The following is a 21,675-nucleotide window of genomic DNA, read 5'->3' as shown; positions in this document are numbered from 1 at the left end:
CCTAAGCGGTTTTGAATCGAGAAATTTCTAATCGTAATCCATTTGCTGCCTCATCAAGCTGCACTACAGCACTGTTCGTCTCCCGTAAAGCGTCCACCGTCTGCTGAGATGCTTGACTCAGGTGCCCCATTGCTTCACTAATCTGTTGTGATCCCATCGATTGCTCCTCAATGCTCTGGCTCACCTGCTCAAAGCGTGGGGTCAATCCTTGCACCTGCTGAATTACTTGAGCAATTTGATCGCTAATCTTGCTGACATCCGCAACGCTATCAACAACAGATTTATTAAACTTATCCATTTCCATTACGCCAGTAGAAACTGCCGACTGCATCTCCTTAATCATTTGGGCAATTTCCAGAGTGGCGACAGCGGTTTGGTCAGCCAATCGGCGGATCTCCCGTGCTACAACCGCGAAACCAGCCCCGTATTCTCCAGCTTTTTCTGCCTCTATCGCAGCATTTAAGGACAGCAGGTTGGTCTGATCGGCAACCTTGTTAATTGTGGTCACAACACTGTTAATATTGTTTGCCTTTTCATTCATCACCCCAAGTTTAGTGGCAATGGAAGTAGTCGCATTTGAAAGTTGGCGCATTACCGTTTCCATCCGGTTTAAGTCATTTTGACTGGCACCTGCAGCAATTGCTGTAGACTGCGCCATCAGCTCAACCTGGTCCATCACCTTGACTAGCTCTCTAGAAGTGGCGGCAATCTCCTGCGAGGTTGCACTCACTTCATTAGTTGAGGCAAGCTGTTCTGTAACAGTGGCTTCTAACTCTTTACCCGCTGCTGCAATCTGAGTTGCGGAAGTGCTAATTTGCACTCCCGATTTTTGCATCTGGAGAATCAGCGAATTCAGCTTTTTGGACATATAGTGAAATGCTGTCATCAACTTGCCAACTTCGCTAGCATCATTGTTTAGCTCAATTGTTTGCTGTAAATTTCCATCAGCAATCTGCTCTGCTGCTTGCACTACCCTTGGAAGCTCTCGTCGGATGGGTGCAGCAACCAACCATGCGCTTATCAGCGTGGCAACCATTGTCAACAACGTACCCAGCACGATCAGTAAACTCTGAAACTGCTTGGCTTTCTCGGCTTCCTGTAAATTGTCTGTCAGTCTGGCTTGAAGAAGTTTATTCACCCTACTCCGGCTTTCGTCAAGTCTGGCAACACGGGGAATTAAAAGTTCTCGTTTCGCCTCATCCATTTTATTGGCATCGACTAGCGGATAAACACCCGCTGCAACGCGATCGTACTCATCACCAATCTGGACGAGTGCGTTGATTGCTTCTCGCACCTGTGGCTCAACAATCTTTTCCAATTCCTGCTTGTGAACAAGCATGTCTTCTTGGGCTTTAGTATAAGTCCCGCGATAGTATTGGTCCTTGGGATAAAGAGCATATCCTCGGATACTGGCAATAACCCTAGAGATATCATAAGCATACGCATCTACATTATTTATGTTTTCAGCGACTTGCTTTGAGTTGGTCTGCAATTTAACTAAGTGGTCAATGCCTGAAAACAGCATGGAACCAAGCACAATCAGGAACAGTATGGGAACTGAGAAGCCCAATATGATGCGGCTAGTGATAGAGTTCAACATGGTAAGTGGGGGGGTATAAATTAATACTGGTAGGGTAATTGAATTAACAGCAGGTTCCATTCAAGGCTGAATCTTTATGATTAAGTTTCTTCACCCATCAACAAGTAATTATGTCGCTCATCGCTAAAAAGCCGCTCAAGCTGGACACATTGAATTATCCGTTTTTCATCGACAATCGTGCCGCTTAAGTAGGGTGCTTCCTCAACCCGAATGCTGGAATCCCTAATATCTTTGTTTGAGATACTGAGTGTCTCGGTCACTCGCTCTGCCATCAGTCCTAAGTATTGTACCAATTCGTTCTGGCGGGGATATTTCACGATGATGATGCGGGTACTAAGGTGCGATCGACTCGGTGTACCTTGGATCAAATGGCACAAATCGATCACGGGCAAGACTACTCCACGGTAGTTAAACAAACCGGCCACGTATTCTGGTACGTGCTTTACCTTTCTGAGATTGACTCGTGGAATTACCTCAACAATGTACGAACTGTCGATCGCGTAGAGGTCATTTCCAGCGTAGAAAAGTAGAATTAGCACTTGTAACGATCAGTTTTTATTAGGGATGACTGAATATTTTTAGACTATAAACTTGTTCAAGGTTAGCACATGAGCACCAAATGAGCAAGCAATAAATTATTTCGTAGTCTTTTGTGAACTGGCGTTTTTATCTAACCCACGATCGCCGCATGAGAAATGACAACAATATTAACAACAACGAATGATCCAGCCAGGATCGGAACAGCAAGGCGGCGCCTAAAATACCGTGACAAATCCGACTGGTCTGCTTCACTTAAAAATCGAGTGTAGACCAGCACAATTGCTGTTATGAAGATGTAAATGATGGCGATGATGTGGATGAAATCAATCAGGGTGACAGAATTGCTACTACCCAAATCCGAGGTCGCTGCTTGCAGATTTACTATAACTGCAAACAAATTACCCACAAGGATGCCCATTAATTCTTCATCCAGCAACAATGCCATTATTGAGAGTGCAACAGCAGCATAAACTCCCATCACAAGTTTAAAAAAGCTAACTTTACTCTCGCGGTTGATTGTAATTGAAATAACTAAGCGCGATCGGGAATTTAGTTCTCTTTTTATTCCCGGACTACCAAAGCTTGTTCTATAAGGGAAATTCTCTTGAGAGATTCTAAAATCTCTAATTTCCCAACCTTCCAAATCTAGGTCTTTCGGATAACCTGTGTTCGCAAAATCTGGGGCGTGAACGAAGCTGGAAGCATCTAATTGTGTTTCCTCAAGGGGAATTTGCAATACATGGCGATCGAAGGGATAATTTTTTGTGTCCCAGTTGTGATATAAAGTTGCGCTAATCTCTTCTTCAGACCAGAATACGTTTTTATTTGCTTTAAATGTATCCGACAAATTTTCGCTTCGGGAAAAAGTTGTGTAATTCTTGTTAACTTCCTTGCTATTGACAACCTTCAGGCTTTCCAAAGGTTTTGGAGTCTCAAAAGGACAAACGCTCCAAACCCAGAAATTTGCAGTAAACGACTTCTCTGCTGGATGAAAATCTCGCAAGGATGTCAAGTAAACTCCAATTTGACAAGTTTTTGGAGATGTAACAGTCTGTGCCTGAACGGGCAAAGTTTGATTGAGCCAGCAGCTAAAAACCGCGATCGCCAAGCAACCAATTAGGGGTAGTCCCTTGACAACTCCTCTAACCGCAGGATGATGCTGTTTAGAAATATACCCCCTCACTCATCAACTCCCTTGCTAAGCAACCCCTGATTGTACCACCTAACGATGCTTGCAAAAAGTTGATTAATTGTTTTAAAGTTTACGATCGCCACATAGGAGATGACGCGCTCTGAACGATAAACGAAATTGTCAAGACCAGAAATAAAAGGCGACTGTCTAGCCACATTGCCTGCTTTGCTTGCCCTGCTTCTGCTGTTAATCGGAAAAAGACGGTGGCAAGAGCGCCTGCAAAGATATAGACCGCGACAATGTGAATTCGATCGACCAGCTTCAGGCTCTCCGTGCGCCCCAAAACCGACTCAGAACCCCGCATATTGACCAATGCCGAAAACAAACAACCCCCCAGTAAACTCGTCCGGGCGCTAACCAAACTGGGCTTTCCAATTTCATAGAAGAAAGATAGCATCGCCGAGCGCTAAAGCGACGTACACCCTGGTAGTCAACTTAAAGAAGCTTACATATTTGACCCGCTGGATTGGGATCAAAACAGTCAAGCGAGAGTAGACCCTGGACCTCGGCGGGCAAAAATGCGCTCCTTCGCTGCTGCCAGTAACTCTTCTAGGGCTTGGCAAAGCTAATTAATTTGACAAAATTATATTTTGGTATCTGCCTTTAGATACATTTTGGCTCTTTCTTTAGGTATACTTTGTTAAAAGGACTTACGGTAGAGCCTGCGTCAGCTACGCTAGGGCAGAGCCTGGTAGCGGCTACTGTTTTTACTTTTAGTAGTGCTTTAAAAATATAAAAGCCAGTGCCAAGCATGAATCATTTAGAACTCGAACAAGAAATTGGGAAGATGGCTAGAGCGATGATGACTCGCAATAGCTTAATTGGTAAGGATTTGATTGCGGATCTCAGAGGGCGGGTGTCTGTTGACAGTTTAGCTGCTTTGATGATTGTCAGTATTGAGCGTTTGATTTGGTATGACTGCGAGTCCGTGATCTGGAGTTTGAGTTATTTGATTCCTGCTGACGTGATGGAAGAAATTCGCCGGATTACTGCCCTGGTTGTTTGCCAGCGCTTGATGGGCAAGGGTTTTCTGCTGGGGAAAGATTTTAGTATTGATGCAACAGGCCAGTTGCTGTTGAGTGAGAATGCTAAAACAGCGGTTGTGGTTGCTTGAATTGGGCAACCAGAAGTAGAAGCTATTAGCACTAGCAGATTTGCAGTTAGACTTGGGGCGCCCTAGGACTTTTTGTGTAACTGCAAACCTAATTCGGGATGCGGTAAATAGTTGCGTGATTCACGCAGAGTTAAGATTCGCAGCAGCTCTAAAAAACGATGAGTGCGGTTAGCTAACAGAGCTTTTTACGAGAGGAAAATAGTTAGTTTCGACCGCAAATTGTTGAGGTTGTTACTGGCACTGTGTACGGGGGATCGCCCTGTATCAAATTTTTCAGATTTTTAGTGGAATTACAGTTTTACTCCAGGTATGATTTCATGTAGAATCATCCCTAAGATAGATACAAAATATTATGAACTTAATTCAAAACTTGGAAGCGGCTTGGTACTACCATCTGGGTTCGCGCCACCTCGAAGCTAACGACGATCATGGTGCTCTGGCGAACTTTAACAGAGCTTTGAAGTTGCAATCAGATCATTATAAGGCTTGGTTCGGCCGAGGTATGGCTCTGGGGAAATTAGAACGGCACTTAGAGGCGCTGAAGAGTTTTGATGAGGCCTTGGCGGTGGAGCCGAATGCGAGCTTTGGCTGGCACAACCGGGCTATTGCTTTAGGAAAGTTGGGGCGCCCTTTGGAGGCTCTCAACAGTTTTGACCGGGCTCTGGAGTTCAGTCCGTGCGCGGCAAGTATTTGGCACAACCGGGGACTGACGCTGATCGATATGGGACTGTACCAGAAGGCGGTTCTGAGTTTCGATCGCTGTTTAAATTTGTACCCGGAGGCTGCTTGGGCGTGGTACAACCGAGGTAATGCCCTGTTGGAACTTAAGCTTTACTATCAGGCGCTCAACAGTTTTGAGCGGGCGATCGAGTTTAAGCCTGATGACGCGAAGGCTTGGTACAATCGCGGTATAGCTGCGAACTCTATGGGACTTTACAAACAAGCAGTGGCTAGTTTTAGCCGATCGATCGCTCTACAACCGGGCAGAGCTGATGCTGTGGGCGAACGGAGAGTTGCTTTGGAGAAATTAGTAGGTTTAAATCAGAGAAATGCCAAGTTCACTCCCACATCTGAGCGTCCCTTTGAAGATTATTTAATTTGGTACAACCGAGGCGTGGAATTGGCGCGAAAAGGCTGCTACTCTGAGGCGATTGCTTGCTACGAAACAGTTTTAGAAATACATCCTGATTTTGCTAACGCTTTTTACAATAAAGCTTGCTGTTATGCGCTACTGGGATTTGCTGATTTGGCCCTTGACAATTTGCAGCGGGCTGTTGAGTTTATCCCTAATTTATACCGAGAGCTAGCTTTAGCTGACCCGGATTTAAGCTGCATTTGGAAACAAGAACGTTTTGAAGCCCTGATCCAAGGTTGATGTTACACAAAAAACAGCTCGCCAATGGGGCGAGCTATTTTTTTTGTGGCGCAAATTCGATCGCCCGACTGTATTTGTGCAATCTTTGCTATTGCACAGAAACTCGGATTGAGGACTTGACCGGCCTCTTGGCAACTACGATTACCCGGTAAGTGCCGGATTCCGGTAGTTGAGCAAAAGTTTGACCTTCGCCTTGATCCAGGAGTTGTCCCATCGGAGATTCGATCGCCAGATCTAGATTTTTGTTGCTAGCTGTCACCCTAATTGTCTGTCCCTGCTGGCCTTGAACCGTGATAGGCTGGATTTGGTAGCCGGACATTTTGAGTTTGATTGTGGCTTGTTTTTCCTTGAATGCTATGGGAATTGCGCGATCGGGCCTATAAGTCCACTTGGCGTTAAAGTCGCGTCCGAGTACGAAGCTGGTGGTTTCACCTTTCGGGGTAACTCGCACGCGGTAGATGCCGGACTCTGGCAACTGGCCCATCCACTGATTGTCTGCTTTTTCAATAACCCCCATATTTTCACCATTGGGACTGTACAGTTCGGCTGTCAGTTGTCCCGCCCACAGGGAGAGAGTGAGTTCTCGCCCTTTGACGCCTTCAAAAATATAGGTGGTGGGTTGGTTGATGGTTTCTCGGATTTCCGAGGTTGACATTCGCTTGATCGGTTCGAGGTTGGGAACTGATTCAGAGGTAACGGGTTTGTTAAGGGTTTCTGTAATTTCCGAAGCAGCCATCAGCTCGCTCGGTGCAATTTTTGGGGCTACTGGGCTGGCAAATACTGATTTTGCCGCCATCATGAGTAGCATTCCTGTCAGTAAAATTAGTTTTTTCATGTCGCACTTCCGAGGGGGTAAGGAATTGTATATGGTTACTTGTGTTTGCCTGTTTTCACCGGATCAAATCTGGCGATCGCACAGAGGCTACAGGAGGATATAGGATACACGCAAATATCCCGTACTTGCACAAAACCTGCTGGTAGCAAATTGGCAGTGCGGGAGCTAAGTAGTAGCCTCAGTTTGTCGGGACATTTTAATGATACTCCTTACGGATAATATCATCACAGAATATTAGTAATTTGGTCTAGGAAAATTAAAGCTTTTTCCGAGGTTCTTGCTAAAGAAATGCCCACACGCAAAAAACACGGTGTCTTGGCTCTGGGAGGAGCGTTGCTACTAGAACACGGCTAGCACCCCCACGGGGGGGGTTACGGCCCCTAGTGTTACTTCATTCTTTACCGAAAGCATCCAGGATACAAGCCCCCGGATTCATCCGTCGAGAAATAAAAAACCTGTATCCGATGAAACTTGCCCCCCGCATTTATCCGTGGGGTCAATGCTTCAATTCTAAAATCTAAAATCTAAAATCTAAAATCGATTGACGATCGCCTAATTATCTAGGTCGCTGCGAACCCCACCTTACCATATTTGTACCGTGTCTAACCATTTTTTGCGTAAGTTTTGATACTGTATGTTTGGAGGGCGGATTTAGCTCTTATCTCTGACCCAAACGAGTTTCTCCCTGCCAAATCCGCCCTCCTACACTAGGTTAATTTGTACTACGAATCAGCCAGAATTTTTAGGTAAGCTTGTACTGTTTTGGACAACCCCATTTCTAGCGCTTCCGCAATTAAAGCATGACCGATCGATACTTCTAGTATATCAGGAATCGAGCAAAATTTAGCTAAGTTTTGCAAATTTAAATCATGTCCGGCATTCACCCCTAAACCTGCTGATTGAGCGGCTTTAGCTGCTAAGACATATTGTTGAAAAACAGATTCTACTCTCCCTTCGCGAAAAGCAGTTGCGTAGGGTTCCGTATACAGTTCTACTCTGTCTGCTCCCACTTCTTTTGCTAGCGGCATGAGAGCAGCATCTGCGTCCATAAACAAGCTGACTCTGATGCCGTTGTCTTTTAATTTTTGAATGATTGGTAAGAGCCGATCGCGATTTTCGGGAATATTCCAACCGCTATCCGATGTTAGCACGTCTGGAGCATCCGGCACCAAGGTACACTGAGCCGGTTTTACGTCGCACACTATATCCATAAATGGTGGCTGAAACGGATTTCCTTCGATGTTGAACTCAACGGTTAGCATTTTGGCTAATTCGTAAACATCGGCGGCTTTGATATGCCTTTCGTCGGGGCGGGGATGGACTGTAACGCCATGAGCTCCGGCAGCAATTACTGTTTTTGCGGCTTCGGTAACACTGGGGATACCGATGTTTCGAGAGTTTCTGAGGAGGGCAATTCTGTTGATGTTGACGCTGAGTTTTGTCATGGGATGTTAATCTTTAAGGTTGATATCACATCTTGCATCTTTCTCAAGAACGGGCAAGATGCCCGTTCCACAAAGAGTAGATTTTCCTGTGGAACAGGCATCTTGCCTGTTCAAAAAAGGAGTATTGACAATGGTGCAAGATATAAGTTGATAATACTATATTAATCGCTTTCGGAACGAAACTTTGAGCCTAGGGCGGTAGTGTTAGGGCATTGTCAGAGGAAAAATTAGCTTGTGCAAGCGGTAAACTTTCTGCAAAAAAAGCCTCCGCTATTGCCTGTTTTACTGCCAAATCTTCAAGGTTGGCAATGCAGAAAAGCGGTGCGACGCGATCGACTATTTCGCGCGGAAAATCTCGGCTAAAATATTTTAGTTCAAAGTCGTATCTGTGGGGACGGTAAATCATGCCCAACAGTTCGACTAAGGGTAGAAGCGTCCAATTGTGATAGTTGCCGATCGCATCTACTAAATGTCCGCGATAAATCTCTTTTTTAACCAGAGGTTGCAGCAAATCGAAACGGATTTTAATTTCGTTGAATCTCGACTGCATTGTAGATAAATGCTTGCTTCGATCCAAAGGATGCGGAACAATTAGATTAACTTTCTCAAAGGCGATCGGTACATTTCCGTGTCTCTCTATTTCCAGAAAATCGTTGCGGCTGCTGCGCCGAAAAACGGCGAAATCAATTAGCAAGAAGGGCGGGGTTTCTTTCAGTCGCCAGAAACACTGCGATTGACCGTGCCAAGCGGGTTCGGGAACTCGATATTTGAGTTCTATCTCGCCAACTTCTGCGAGGGCTTGTTCAACAATCTCAAATGTTTCTTCCACGCAATTATCTTCAACCACAACGGCAATATCGAGGTCTGACCACTCGTCGGTGTATCCGTGGGCTGCGGAACCTCCTTGCCACAAAGCGAGAACAAAATCTAAAGGTTGTAAGGTAGAAACAATCTTTTCGAGAATGATTTGTCTCATGGAATCAAGCTATACTGTTTGTTTTCCCTGGCTTGCACAAGTTTAACAAACGATCGCGGGTTGAGATTGCTCCGCCACAGTTCTCCGAAGAGTTGCTAATGCGTCCGGTTGTGCACTGCTGCCAAAAATTACACGGGAAGCTGCAGGGGAAAGCCACAATCTTTGGGAAAGTGCGATCGCCCTTGAAAGTGAAAATCAGCCTTATATTGTCAGAATCCAGGGCTGTTTCATTCTCAGGGAAATCATCGTTTTGTAGGGGTAGTGCCAAGAATGCCTACCCCTCCACGGACGAGGGAATCGGTGTTTCAAATATTGGGGCAGCCACGGGGGGCAGCCCCTACAAGAGAATGAAACAGCCCTGTGTCAGAATCAGAAACTTGCCCGCTGTCCGGTAACATGAGAAAGGATTAATTTTTAACAGCGCGGCATGGCTACTATTTGGGAACTCGACTTTTACAGCCGTCCAATCATAGACGAGCGAGAGAAAAAAAAATGGGAAGTGTTGATCTGCGAAAGCCCGCTGAATGTAGGCGACAAGGCCGAATCTCTGTTTCGCTACTCGCAATTCTGCTCCAGTTCTACCGTAAATTCCCTGTGGCTGGCGGGTGCAATTAAAGATGCGATCGCCGCAGCACCGAAACGACCCGAAAAAATCCGCTTTTTCCGCCGCCAAATGGCGAACATGATTACCAAAGCCTGCGATGACTTGGACATTCCCGCCGCCTGCAGCCGCCGCACCCTCGCCCTTAGCCTGTGGCTGGAAGAACGGATGCAAGAGGTTTATCCCGCCGAACCGGGCTATCAACCGGTTGTGAACCCGAGCGTTCAATTTATACCCGAAACGCCTGTTGCGCTGCCGGATGCTTTAATCGGCGAAAAATGGGCGTTTGTGAGTTTGCCGATCGCAGCTTTTGACGAAATGTCCGAGTGGGATATCGGATTTGGCGAAGCTTTCGGACTGCCGATGACACGCCTCGCCCCAGAAACGCAAATTCCGGGACTAATTATCTACTCGTCGAGAGCAACAGCCCTGGCAGGTTGGATGTCGGGTTTAGAGTTGGCTTTTCTGAAATTTGAGAGCGGCCCACCCGCTAGGCTGGTATTAGATACGGGAGCTAACGATCGCTGGATTTTAGCTAATCTTAGAGACGCAGCAACTGAGAGAGAAGCGAAAGGATTTGAAGCCGCCAAAAACCAAGCAAAAAAAGTACATTTCTTAGCAATTCAGTCGAATCCCGAATCGGAATCTTTTGCAGGATTTTGGCTGCTGCACGAACTAAGTATTTAGTTGTTAGTTGTTAATTGTTAATTGTTATTTGTTATTTGTTATTTGTTATTTGTTATTTGTAGATTATGGGTTGTGACTTCCAATAACCAAGAACTAATAACCAAGAACTAATAACCAATAACCAATAACCAATAACCAATAACCAATAACCAATAACCAATAACCAATAACCAACCACCGACAACAATGACCAATCACCAATCAGCAGAACAACTGCTAGAACTAGCCACCAAAGCAGGTGCAGAAGCTGCTGAGGTGTTGGAATCGCAATCCCTCTCGCGGCCGGTCTTTTTTGAAGCAAACCGCCTCAAACAGCTAGAAACCGCCCAAGCAGAAGGCATTGCCCTGCGGCTGTGGCGAGATGGGCGGCCGGGTTTGGCGGTGGCCTACGGGCCCGTGGAACTGCAAATTTTGGTGGACAGGGCGATCGCACTTTCGCAACTTAACGAACCGGAAACCATCGAACTCGGCACCGGTGAGAAAGTTGTTTATCCCGATCGCGGAGTGTCGGTGCCGGCCGAACAGCTAGTAAACTGGGGAAAAGAGGCGATCGCGATCGTCCGCGAAGCCTATCCAGAAAGCCTCTGCACCGCCGAACTCGACTGCGAAATCGAGAGCACCCGCTTGGTGAACACCAAAGGCTTGGATTCCAGTCACACCGACACCACTCTCAGCGGCTATTTATCAGCAGAATTAGTGCGGGGAGAAGATTTCCTCAACATTTGGGAAGGCGAAACCGAACGCGGCACCCTCGACTTAAATACCAGCGCCAAGCGGGTTTTGCAGCGTTTAGAATGGGCGAAAGACAATGTAGCCCCCGCCACGGGCCGGGTGCCGGTGCTATTTACAGCCAAAGCCGCCGATTTATTATGGGGGACTGTCTGTGCGGCGTTGAACGGCAAACAGGTACTCGAAGGCGCTTCGCCTTGGAACGATCGATTAGGCCAACAAGTGACATCGCCGCTTGTCACCCTCTCGCAGCAGCCGGATATCGGGCCCTATAGCTGTCCTTTTGATGACGAAGGTACTCCCACGCGGGCGATCGTCTTTATCAACAGCGGAGTGTTGCAGCTATTTTATACCGATCGCACCACCGGTCGAGCCTTGGGCAGTGGCACCACCGGCAACGGATTTCGCCCGGGTTTGGGCAGCTATCCCACGCCGAGTTTGTTCAATGTTTTGATTAAACCAGGTTCGCTTTCGCTAATAGATTTAATCGCTAAATTAGACGACGGAATTGTAGTCGATCAAATGCTTGGCGGCAGTGCCGGAATTTCCGGCGATTTTTCAATTAATGTCGATCTCGGCTACCGAGTCAAAAAAGGTCAAATAGTCGGCAGAATCAAAGACACAATGGTAGCTGGCAACGTTTACAGCGTCCTCAAACAATTAGTAGAATTGGGAGGAGACGCTGAGTGGAACGGTTCTTGCCAAACACCATCTCTAATTGTAGAAGGATTGTCCGTCATCGGCAAGAATTAAAGTCAGTTGGCCGTTGTCAGTTGTCAGTTGGCGGTTGGCAGTTGGCGGTTGGCAGTTGGCAGTTGGCAGTTGGCAGTTGTTAGTTGTCAGTTGTTAGTTGTTAGTTGTTAGTTGTCAGTTGTCATCAATCATCAATTATCAGTTAACAGTCAACAGTCAACAGTCAACAGTCAACAGTCAACAGTCAACAGTCAACAGTCAACAGTCAACAGTCAACAGTCAACAATTCTCCATTCCCACTTCCCATACATAATATGCGTATTTGTTTTATCGGCGATTCTTTTGTAAACGGTACTTGCGATCCCAAATGTCTCGGTTGGACAGGACGGGTTTGCGCGGCCGCTTGCGGACAAGGACACGATATTACCTACTACAATTTAGGAATAAGGGGACAAACCAGTGCCGATATAGGAACTCGTTGGTTCAACGAAGTTTCTTGCCGCTTACCTCACTATGGCGACGGCAGAATAGTATTTTCCTTTGGTGTCAACGACACTTACCGAGAAAACGAAAAAAATCGCATAGAAGTTGAAAAATCAATTGAAAATGCTCGCTCTATTCTCACGTCAGCCCAAGAAATATTTCCAGTATTAATGGTAGGGCCACCCCCAGTTATCGATGCCGATCGCACAAAGCGGATTGCCAACTTATCCGAACAGTTTTCCCAAGTTTGCCACGAGTTAAATGTGCCTTATCTAGATGTTTGCACCCCGCTGCAAAACTCGGAAATTTGGCATAAAGAACTTACCGAAAATGACGTTTCCCATCCCCGCGCAGCCGGTTACGCTGAATTGGCTAAAATAGTTCACAATTGGGACGATTGGAAAGCTTGGTTTAAAAATATCAATATATCAGATAAAGAGACAGTAACGCTGTTCCGAGCCGTCGGCAAAAAAGAAATGGAACTGATTAAAGAAAGCGATTTTCTGGCATTTCCGCCGCGACTGTCTTTTCAGCCTATTTTTTATCCCGTACTCCACAAAGCATATGCCATACAAATTGCACGAGATTGGAATACAAGAGATGCAGCATCGGGATATTTCGGCTATGTAACCCGGTTTCGAGTTTTGGCTGAATTCTTAAAAAAATATCCCGTCCAAACTGTCGGCAGTTCGATTCATCAAGAATATTGGATTCCGGCAGAAGAATTGGCTCAATTCAATCAAAACATTGTGGGAAAAATTGAAATTTTTGCGGAATATCAACCGTAGAATAGGAGGAAATCATCCTTGAATTCAATCGGTTTGAAGTGATAAATTTTGACTGGTACGGCACTCTGAATAGAGTGGGAAAGGGTAAAAAAACGCAGATCAACGCAAAATGGTAAAATTCATCTGCGTTAATCTACGTGTATCTGCGGTTAAAAAAAGCCGCTTCTAAATGAAAGTGAAATAAGGTTGATCGAGATTCAAATCCATCACCCCTTGCACCGTGGCAATTAAATCATCGGATTCACCGGGTTTCTTGAGGAAAATGCTAGTCGCATTCCCCGAAACCGACAGCGAATAATTGGCCTTAATTCCCGAAAGGACGATCGCATCCTCAGCAGACTTAAAGTCACTAATCACAGCATTACCATCACCAGAGTAGTAGATTTTATTACTATCTCCCAGCAAGAAACGGTCTTTACCTTCCCCGCCAGTCAAAGTATCAAACTCCCCAACTCCGGGATTAGTAGCACTCGGATCGATACCGCCTAAAGTATCATCTCCTTCGCCACCGCTAACAACATCATTACCGCTGCCACCGAGCAAGAAATCATTACCTAACTGACCGAAAATGCTGTCATCTCCAGCATCACCGCCGAGAGAATCATCACCCTTGCCACCCCAAATTATATCGTTACCGTCTCCTCCCAAAACAACATCCAAGCCTTTATTTGCGTACAGCGAATCATTACCGCCGCCACCTAAGATACTGTCAGAAGCTTTACCGCCGTAAACAATATCATTGCCATTTCCAGCATCGATAAAGTCGTTACCAGCATTGCCCAATAGCGAATCTTCGCCGTCATTGCCAAGGATATTATCACCACCATCTAAGCCGGAAATCGTATCGTTTCCAGCTAAACCATCCAATGCGTCACCTTGCGGAGTTCCGAAGAACAAATCGCTAAGCTGCCCGCCGTTGAAAGTAGAATCAACGGTAGTATTCGGACTCGGAATCGGAATGCTAGGCGTTAAAATTTGGGGGCCGCGAGGTGTGGGAGTTGGGGTAGGTGTGGGTAGGGGTACGGGTAGAGATGGAGGAACAAAGCGATCGAGAATAGTATTTCCCGACAAACCTGCAACAGTTTCGATAAATCCGCTGCCGGGGCCATTGTTGGTTGGAGAATCGAAGAAATTGAGAATTTCGATGTCATCTGCGGCGTTGATTTTACCGTCTTTGTTGATGTCTACTAGCAAGGTAGTACCGCTGCGATCGACTCCAACTTTACTGGGACTTAGAAATAAAGCTGCGGTAACACCCGTGACAACCAGGCTGTCAGTGCCGGCACCTGCTTGAATCTTGCTACCAGCGGCTGTTGCGGGGTCGAGGATAAAGGTATCGTTGCCGCCACCACCGGTGAGGATGTCGGCACCGCCGTTACCGATTAAGGTTTCGTCGCTGCTGCTGCCGGTGATGGTATCGGCGAAAGTTGTGCCGATGATGACTTCGATACCGGTGAGAGTATCAGTACCTTCGGCGGTGGAACTTCCCCCTGCGAGATTGATATTGACGGGACTGGGGAGAGTAGCATAAGACACAGTATCGATACCGGCACCGCCGACAATACTGTCATTCCCCAAACCGCCGTCGAGATAGTCATCGCCATCGCCGCCGTCGAGAGTATCATTGCCCTCTCCGCCGAACAGTGAGTCATTGCCGGCACCGCCGAAGAGACTGTCGTTACCTTCTTCGCCCTCGAGATAATCGTTGCCGTCTCCTCCATTGAGAATGTCATCGCCCTCATAGGCCCAGAGAATGTCGTCACCGGCACCGCCAAGCAAAGTATCATTACCTTCGCCACCGTCGAGATAGTCATTGTCATCGCCGCCGTCGAGATAGTCGTTGCCAATTCCCGTACCGAGAAATACGTCACCCTCCACCTCACTAATCACAATGAACTCGTCGCCCAACAACACATCATTGCCAGCGTTGCCGAACAGCGAATCATTGCCTTGATTGCCCTCAATCTCATCGTCGCCGGCCAATCCGTCAATGCTGTCATTGCCACTGCCACCTGGAAGGAAATCATCTTCAGGAGTCGCCTTCAGCGGGAAACTCTGGAGAATATCGAGCCCTTTGAGATTGCCAACTTGTTCGATAAAACCATCTCCTTTTTCCAGATTTGGTTCAGCGAAGAAGTCGAAAATCAACAAGTCGTCAGCAGGTGTAAACACCCCATCTTTGTTGAGGTCAATTTGCAAGTCGGTATCGAATTCGCCGCCCCGCGTGACGCCTGCCGTACCGGCGGCCAAGCCGATCGCCAGCGTGAGACCATTGAGAGTTATAGTATCGGTGCCGTTGTCGTCAGCAATGATGCTGCCCCCTGCGGAAGTAGCATTTAACACGTAGAAGTCATTGCCGATGCCGCCAAATAGGATATCTGCACCACCGCCACCTTCTAGGGTATCGTTACCGTCATCTCCATAGAGTGCGTCATTGCCAACGCCGCCGTTGAGGCTGTCGTTATCTGCGCCGCCGCTTAGTTCGTCATTGCCGTCACCGCCTTCTAGGGTATCGTTGCCGTCACCCCCATCTGCAAGATCCTTGCCGTCACCGCCAGAAATAGAGTCATTACCTTCGTCGCCATTTAAGTAGTCATCGCCGGCATCTCCTGTGAGGGAGTCGGCACCGCTGCCGCCGGAAACTCCGTCATCGCCGTCGCCGCCGGAGAGCAAATTATTGCCGAATTCATCTTGTAAGATGTCATTTCCTGCGCCGCCAATTAGGCTGTCGTTACCTTCGCCACCATCTAGGAAGTCATCTCCGCTATCTCCTGTGAGGGTGTCGGCACCGCTGCCGCCGAAAACTCCGTCATCGCCGTCGCCGCCGGAGAGCAAATTATTGCCCAACTCATCTTGTAAGATGTCATTTCCTGCGCCGCCAATTAGGCTGTCGTTACCTTCGTCACCCTTTTCGTCACCCTTTAAGTAGTCATCTCCGTCGCTGCCAGAGAGGGAGTCATTTCCTGCATAACCCAAGATTATATCCTTACCTCCGAGGCCATCGATGGTGTCGTTTTGAGCGCTACCTTCGAGGAAATCATTGCCAGCAGTAGCTATTAAACTTGGAGTCGGAGTTCCCGTGGGAGTTGGAGTCGGTGTTCCCGTGGGAGTTGGAGTCGGGAAAATGTCACTACCAAGCAGGTTGCCGACCTTTAGGAAGCGGCCGCTACCAGACAAGTTAAAGTCTTCTATGGTCAAATCATCCCGCGATTTTACCTGGCCGTCGGCGTTGATGTCGATCAGCAAATCGTTGCCTTTTTGGGCAATCCCGTTCTGCCCTACTGCCAGCGTTGTTGTCAGGGTGGCGTTGCTGAGGATTAAATTATTGGCGACGCCACCAACATTTTTAATTCTGCTGCCTTTGGCTGTCTTGGCATCGAGGATGTAAGTAGTGTCTCCGATGCCTCCCACTAGGGAGTCGCTACCGCCGCCGCCGATGAGGGTGTCGCCGGCACCGGAGGCGACGAGGGTGTCGTTGCCGCGGCCGCCCCAGAGGGTGTTGGCTGCTTCGTTGCCGACTATTGAGTCATTTCCTTCGCCAGCAAAGGCATTTTCGATGATGCTGCCGGCGCCGATGGTGAGGGTTTGAGGAGGGAGTTCTTCTCCTGTAACTGTGCGGCCTGGTAGGGTACTTTTTCCACCTGGCGCTAGGTTGAGAATAACATTGTCAGTGATGGCGGCAACGTTGATGATGTCGTTGCCGCCGTTGGTGTCGCTGAGAGTTTTGCGTGGATCGTTTGCAGCGGTGAAACTGGCGAACTCGTTGGTATAGATGTAGGTGTTGTCGTTAATGATGTCGTCGCCGTACAGCCGTAAAGTTGCGCCTTTGAGTTTGCCGATATTGTTGCCGCTGGTGGAAATTGTTTGGTTTTGATACGTGAACGGTTGACCCGTATTTATGGGGTCGTTGGTGGGGCTATTATCGGAAATGTTCAGCGTCCAATCGCCAAGGCCGGTTTCTCCCCAGTGGCGGGCGCTGCTGAAGGTGTAGTTGAGGGTTGTGCCTTTGAAACCGGTATCGTCTTTTCCATCTTGCGTGTTCGGTGCCTGGGTGTAGTAAGGGACACGATCGAGAATGACACTCTCAGTCTTGTCGGGAGATATCAGCTTAACTACTAAGTCTTGAAATTGACCGTGCTCGATATTCAAGTCTAGTTCGAGCTTGTCGATGTTGATGCCTTGATTAATTTTGAAAGTTTGATTAATGCCTGCGGGGTTATTGTCGGGGATATCTACCCCCGATACTGGCAGGGTCAAATTGGCAATTTGAACTTTCTCATTTGCCGCAGTTGCCGCTTCATATTTGCCAGTTCCCGATCGCGGCTGCCAAGTTTCAGCCAACCGCACTGCTGCTGTGGCATCGACTAATCCGAAGCCGTAGTCGTGATTGACATGGAGTCCGCCGCCGTTCCAGTTTTTAGTGCCGTTGAATGTCCAAGTATCTTTCGGAATTTTCCCACCTGCATACTCTCTGCTTTCAACGGGTTTATTGTCGGGGTCATTTTTGCGGGCTGAGTAAGCCAGGATTTCCTGAACGTCGCGGTAGCCGAGTTTGGGATTGGCTTCCAAGATTAAGGCTGCAACGCCGGCAACCATCGGCGCCGCTGCTGATGTGCCGCTAAAGCTTGCGTCGTAGTTGGGGTCGCTAAAATTGAGCTGATTATTTTCTCCATTATTTTTTCCTGTCCCAATTATTTTTCCTGTCCCAATTATTTTTCCTCGCCCAATTGTTTTTCCTGTCCCAATTATTTTTCCTCCTGAGATCGGTGCTTTCTCTCCCTTGTTGCCATCATTGTCGCTAGGATCTTCTGTAGAGCTACTGCGGCTGTTGTAGCCATCCTTGCCGCTACGATCGACGGTAGCGATACTGCCGGGACTGTCGCCGAAGGCTGAGACTAACAGCGGCGCACCCGGATTGCTGTATGGGGCCACAACTCCTTGATTGTCGATCGCTGCTACGGCAATTACATAGCGATTGTTCTCGTAATTACCTGAGTTGACATTTCTCCCCCGCTGTTGTGCTGTGGGCGATAGTGGGTTAACGTGTTCACGCTCGTTTCCCCCGGACCACGTAAATACCGTGCCTAACTCTCCACGACCTTTAGTAACCGCGTTTTCGATAGCTTTGCCGGGATCGGGGGCTATTTTGAAGTTGCCGTCTTTAACTTGAAAGTGGGTGCTGCCACCCCAGCTATTGTTGGAAACGTCGAAATCAACTTGGCTTTGCAGGCTAGGGGTTTCATTATTATTGTTGAAACTGCCGATGCTCTTTACTCCGTAAGCAACGCCGACGGTGCCGAACTCATTTGCTTGTGCTGCAATAATGCCAGCTACAGCGGTGCCATGATTATCCTCACCTTCCGCCTCTAAACCTGTTGTTGTTCTGGGTTGCAGGTCTTCGTGCTTGAGCTCAACACCGCCATCAACGACGCCTACTTTGATGCCTTTGCCGGTATACTGCGGCCACAGAGGGACTACGTTGAGATCCATGCCGGGATTTGGCTCAATTTTGTTGCCGGCGACGTTTGTCTGTCCTGTGTTGAACAGCCACCACTGCTCTTGAAATAACCGCCGATCGTCGGGCTTGTTTGGGTCTGCATTTAATTCTTTGAGCAATTTGGATAGATCGGTCATCACAAGCCTCACACTGATAATTTTCTAAACTGTTTCTCAAAGCCACGGACATGGCGAGAGGTCGCTCGCGATTCTTCGCTGAGACTAGCGATCGATATCCGCATCCCCCCTAAGATATACTTTGTCATACATCTGTGGCGATCGCTCAAGTAATTTACCGGAAAGAAAAATTACTTGTTAAAGTTCACAAATATCCAACTGCATAGAACCGAAGCGATCGCGGGTTTAGTTTCGCGATCTCTATTATTTCTGCCGGCGGCTGTTTGTATAAGTCGGAAAAGTCGGATCTTCCAGTCAGATAAGTCGGAAAAGTCGGATCTTTGGCGATGAGAGCGGTTGAGGATCGACTTTTGAGAGTTATTGTGTTAAGGCAATTGAATTTGTCAAATGGGCGAAAGAATCCTCAGCAAAGTGAGTCTCAACAAATCAGGGAAGTAGTTCTTCCGTACTTGTGATGCTAAATCGACTGCTATAAGCTCTTCGACTACTTGCGAGCGATCGCTGGCAAGAACTCAAATGGGTTCTATAAACATATAGAATTAATTAGCGTTTATTTGCGCGTGAACCTCCGGTTAAAAAGTAGTTATATTTTGCCAAGTAGAACTATTTTTGCTAAAGTGAGATCGACCAGACAATTCTCAGGTCATCTACGCTATTTATGCCTTATATAACTATCCCTAAACAATTTAGGGAACCTTCCAGGGTCATCAAATCTCAACTTTTTTTACGACCGAAACGCCTCGCTATTTTTGAAGCTTGTCTGATCGGTTTAATTTCTGGACTCGCTGGGGTTTTGCTCAAGTCAGGAGTCGGATGGCTCGGCAGTTGGCGAGTTGCTACCTCGACATTAATTCCAGCTTGGATCTTGCTTCCGGCTGTCGGTTTATTTGGCGGGTTGCTGACAGGTTTCTTGGTGGAGCGTTTTGCTCCGGAAACTGCCGGAAGTGGCATTCCTCACGTCAAAGCTGCTCTCGGCGGCGTCAATCTTGCCTTAGATTTGCGAGTAGCTGTCGCCAAACTTCTGACCACTATTTTAGCAGTTGGTTCCGGTTTAACTTTAGGAAGACAAGGCCCAACTGTGCAAACAGGGTGCGCTCGCCGACTTTCAGAAAGCCGCCGACTTAATTTCAGCAACAAGGATATGTACCAACAGGCGCTAACAATAATTAGAAAACTTCAAGGGACGCCATCAATTCGTTAACAACCCATAAAAACGCAGATATTTTTACCAAATATCTGCGTTTTTATGGGTGCATCTGCGGTTAAAAATCCCTCAAATCCTAAATGAAAGTGAAATAAGGTTGATCGAGATTCAAATCAGTCACCCCTTGCACCGTGGCAATTAAATCATCGGATTCACCGGGTTTTTTGAGGAAAATGCTAGTCGCATTCCCCGAAACCGACAGCGAATAATTGGCCTTAATTCCCGAAAGGACGATCGCATCCTCAGCAGATTTAAAGTCACTAATCACAGCATTACCATCACCAGAGTAGTAGATTTTATTACTATCTCCCAGCAAGAAACGGTCTTTACCTTCCCCGCCAGTCAAAGTATCAAACTCCCCAACTCCGGGATTAGTAGCACTCGGAGCCATACCTGCTAAGGTATCATCTCCTTCGCCACCGCTGACAACATCATTACCGTTGCCACCCAGCAAGAAATCCTTATCTAACTGACCGAAAATGCTGTCATCTCCAGCATCACCGCCGAGAGAATCATCGCCCTTCCCGCCAAAAATTATATCGTTACCGTCTCCTCCCAAAGCAACATCCAAGCCTTTATTTGCGTACAGCGAATCATTACCGCCGCCACCTAAAATGGTATCGGAAGCTTTACCGCCGTAAACAATATCATTGCCATTTCCAGCATCGATAAAGTCGGTGCCAGCATTGCCCAATAGCGAATCTTCGCCGTCATTGCCAAGGATATTATCAGCACCATCTAAGCCGGAAATCGTATCGTTTCCAGCTAAACCATCCAGTGCGTCAGCTTGCGGAGTTCCGAAGAACAAATCGCTAAGCGGCCCGCCACTGAAAGTAGAATCAACGGTAGTATTCGCACTCGGAATCCCAATGGCCGGTGTTAAAATTTGGGGGCCACGAGGTGTGGGAGTTGGGGTAGGTGTGGGTGTGGGTAAGGGTACGGGTAGAGATGGAGGAACAAAGCGATCGAGAATAGTATTTCCCGACAAACCTGCAACAGTTTCGATAAATCCGCTGCCGGGGCGATTGCTGCTGGGAGAATCGAAGAAATTGAGAATTTCGATGTCATCTGCGGCGTTGATTTTACCGTCTTTGTTGATGTCTACTAGCAAGCTAGTACCGCTGCGATCGACTCCAACTTTACCGGGACTTAGAAATAAAGCTGCGGTAACATCCGTGACAACCAGGCTGTCAGTGCCGGCACCTGCTTGAATCTTGCTACCAGCGGATTGTGTGGGGTCGAGGATAAAGGTATCGTTGCCGCCGCCACCGGTGAGGATGTCGGCGCCGCCGTTGCCGGTTAAGGTTTCGTCGCTGCTGCTGCCGGTGATGGTATCGGCGAAAGTTGTGCCGATGATAACTTCAATGTTTTTGATGTTGCCGGTGGCGAGGTTGATATTGACTGGTGATGTAGAAGTGCCGTAGGAAAGGGTATCTATTCCTGCACCGCCATCGATGCTGTCGTTGCCGGGGCCGCCGACAATGTTGTCGTTGCCTAAGCCGCCGTCAATGCTGTCATTGCCTTCTCCGCCGTCGAGGGTGTCATCGCCTGCGCCGCCGTCGAGGGTGTCATTGCCATCGCCGCCGTCGAGGGTGTCATTGCCTGCGCCGCCATCCAGAGGGTCATCGCCTGCGCCGCCGTCGAGGGTGTCATTGCCATCGCCGCCGTCGAGGGTGTCATTGCCTGCGCCGCCATCCAGAGGGTCATCGCCTGCGCCGCCGTCGAGGGTGTCATTGCCATCGCCGCCGTCGAGGGTGTCATTGCCTGCGCCGCCATCCA

16 protein-coding genes and 1 pseudogene are annotated in these 21,675 nt (G+C 47.8%); 7 read left to right on the top strand and 10 right to left on the bottom strand.

Annotated elements, in window-relative coordinates; translation table 11 throughout:
* Window position 1: 1 nt before the first annotated feature.
* The 4 genes from QUA16_RS11380 to QUA16_RS11365 form a co-directional block, all read right to left on the bottom strand.
* Window positions 2-1,600, bottom strand: coding sequence for a methyl-accepting chemotaxis protein (locus QUA16_RS11380; protein WP_333102922.1), 1,599 nt, complete (start codon window positions 1,598-1,600; stop codon window positions 2-4).
* Between the two features lie 80 nt (window positions 1,601-1,680).
* Window positions 1,681-2,139 (bottom strand): chemotaxis protein CheW, encoded by a 459-nt coding sequence (locus tag QUA16_RS11375; protein WP_333102924.1) that lies wholly within the window; start codon window positions 2,137-2,139, stop codon window positions 1,681-1,683.
* A 131-nt stretch (window positions 2,140-2,270) separates the two neighbouring features.
* On the bottom strand, window positions 2,271-3,323 hold the full coding sequence (locus QUA16_RS11370) for a hypothetical protein (RefSeq protein ID WP_333102925.1): 1,053 nt from the start codon (window positions 3,321-3,323) through the stop codon (window positions 2,271-2,273).
* 79 nt (window positions 3,324-3,402) lie between these two features.
* Window positions 3,403-3,729, bottom strand: coding sequence for a hypothetical protein (locus tag QUA16_RS11365; protein ID WP_333181139.1), 327 nt, complete (start codon window positions 3,727-3,729; stop codon window positions 3,403-3,405).
* A gap of 354 nt (window positions 3,730-4,083) precedes the next feature.
* On the opposite strand from QUA16_RS11365, the gene QUA16_RS11360 reads away from it, so the two are divergent.
* Together QUA16_RS11360 and QUA16_RS11355 are read left to right on the top strand one after the other, a co-directional pair.
* Complete coding sequence (locus QUA16_RS11360) at window positions 4,084-4,446, top strand: hypothetical protein (RefSeq protein ID WP_333102927.1); 363 nt, start codon at window positions 4,084-4,086, stop codon at window positions 4,444-4,446.
* Window positions 4,447-4,798: 352 nt separating this feature from the next.
* Window positions 4,799-5,821 (top strand): tetratricopeptide repeat protein, encoded by a 1,023-nt coding sequence (locus tag QUA16_RS11355; RefSeq protein ID WP_333102928.1) that lies wholly within the window; start codon window positions 4,799-4,801, stop codon window positions 5,819-5,821.
* An 88-nt stretch (window positions 5,822-5,909) separates the two neighbouring features.
* Here QUA16_RS11355 and QUA16_RS11350 read toward each other — a convergent pair whose 3' ends face one another.
* The 4 genes from QUA16_RS11350 to QUA16_RS36900 form a co-directional block, all read right to left on the bottom strand.
* Window positions 5,910-6,656, bottom strand: coding sequence for a hypothetical protein (locus QUA16_RS11350; RefSeq protein WP_333102929.1), 747 nt, complete (start codon window positions 6,654-6,656; stop codon window positions 5,910-5,912).
* Between the two features lie 722 nt (window positions 6,657-7,378).
* On the bottom strand, window positions 7,379-8,101 hold the full coding sequence (locus tag QUA16_RS11345) for a pyridoxine 5'-phosphate synthase (protein WP_333102930.1): 723 nt from the start codon (window positions 8,099-8,101) through the stop codon (window positions 7,379-7,381).
* Window positions 8,102-8,291: 190 nt separating this feature from the next.
* The gene (locus QUA16_RS11340; protein WP_333102931.1) at window positions 8,292-9,077 is read right to left on the bottom strand and encodes a nucleotidyltransferase domain-containing protein; all 786 of its coding nucleotides are present in this window, start codon (window positions 9,075-9,077) and stop codon (window positions 8,292-8,294) included.
* Window positions 9,078-9,081: 4 nt separating this feature from the next.
* Window positions 9,082-9,234 carry a DUF1272 domain-containing protein gene (locus QUA16_RS36900; protein ID WP_445252172.1) on the bottom strand — a complete coding sequence of 51 codons (153 nt, stop codon included), beginning with the start codon at window positions 9,232-9,234 and terminating at the stop codon, window positions 9,082-9,084.
* 270 nt (window positions 9,235-9,504) lie between these two features.
* Between QUA16_RS36900 and QUA16_RS11335 the strand changes: the two genes are divergently transcribed.
* The 4 genes from QUA16_RS11335 (at window position 9,505) to QUA16_RS11315 (ending at window position 13,058) form a co-directional block, all read left to right on the top strand.
* The gene (locus QUA16_RS11335; RefSeq protein ID WP_333102933.1) at window positions 9,505-10,365 is read left to right on the top strand and encodes a Tab2/Atab2 family RNA-binding protein; all 861 of its coding nucleotides are present in this window, start codon (window positions 9,505-9,507) and stop codon (window positions 10,363-10,365) included.
* A 186-nt stretch (window positions 10,366-10,551) separates the two neighbouring features.
* A complete protein-coding gene (locus QUA16_RS11325; RefSeq protein ID WP_333102934.1) occupies window positions 10,552-11,847 on the top strand; it encodes a TldD/PmbA family protein in 1,296 nt (431 codons plus the stop codon).
* A 118-nt stretch (window positions 11,848-11,965) separates the two neighbouring features.
* Window positions 11,966-12,100, top strand: a complete 135-nt coding sequence (locus QUA16_RS11320; RefSeq protein WP_333102935.1) for a hypothetical protein — start codon at window positions 11,966-11,968, stop codon at window positions 12,098-12,100.
* 1 nt (window position 12,101) lies between these two features.
* Window positions 12,102-13,058 carry a GDSL-type esterase/lipase family protein gene (locus tag QUA16_RS11315; protein ID WP_333102936.1) on the top strand — a complete coding sequence of 319 codons (957 nt, stop codon included), beginning with the start codon at window positions 12,102-12,104 and terminating at the stop codon, window positions 13,056-13,058.
* 165 nt (window positions 13,059-13,223) lie between these two features.
* Here the strand turns inward: QUA16_RS11315 and QUA16_RS11310 are convergent, their stop codons facing one another.
* Complete coding sequence (locus tag QUA16_RS11310) at window positions 13,224-18,692, bottom strand: S8 family serine peptidase (RefSeq protein ID WP_333102937.1); 5,469 nt, start codon at window positions 18,690-18,692, stop codon at window positions 13,224-13,226.
* Between the two features lie 658 nt (window positions 18,693-19,350).
* On the opposite strand from QUA16_RS11310, the pseudogene QUA16_RS11305 reads away from it, so the two are divergent.
* Window positions 19,351-19,788: pseudogene (locus tag QUA16_RS11305) on the top strand (chloride channel protein); the annotation flags it as partial.
* A gap of 184 nt (window positions 19,789-19,972) precedes the next feature.
* Here the strand turns inward: QUA16_RS11305 and QUA16_RS11300 are convergent.
* Window positions 19,973-21,675 (bottom strand): calcium-binding protein (locus tag QUA16_RS11300; RefSeq protein ID WP_333181138.1); only part of this gene is annotated, 1,703 nt, incomplete at its 5' end.

It is taken from the genome of Microcoleus sp. S13_C3 (assembly GCF_036700905.1).
In the GTDB taxonomy this organism is placed as follows: domain Bacteria; phylum Cyanobacteriota; class Cyanobacteriia; order Cyanobacteriales; family Microcoleaceae; genus Microcoleus.
Note: the sequence above shows the minus strand (reverse complement) of the source record. Positions and strands in the feature narration are given on the sequence as shown.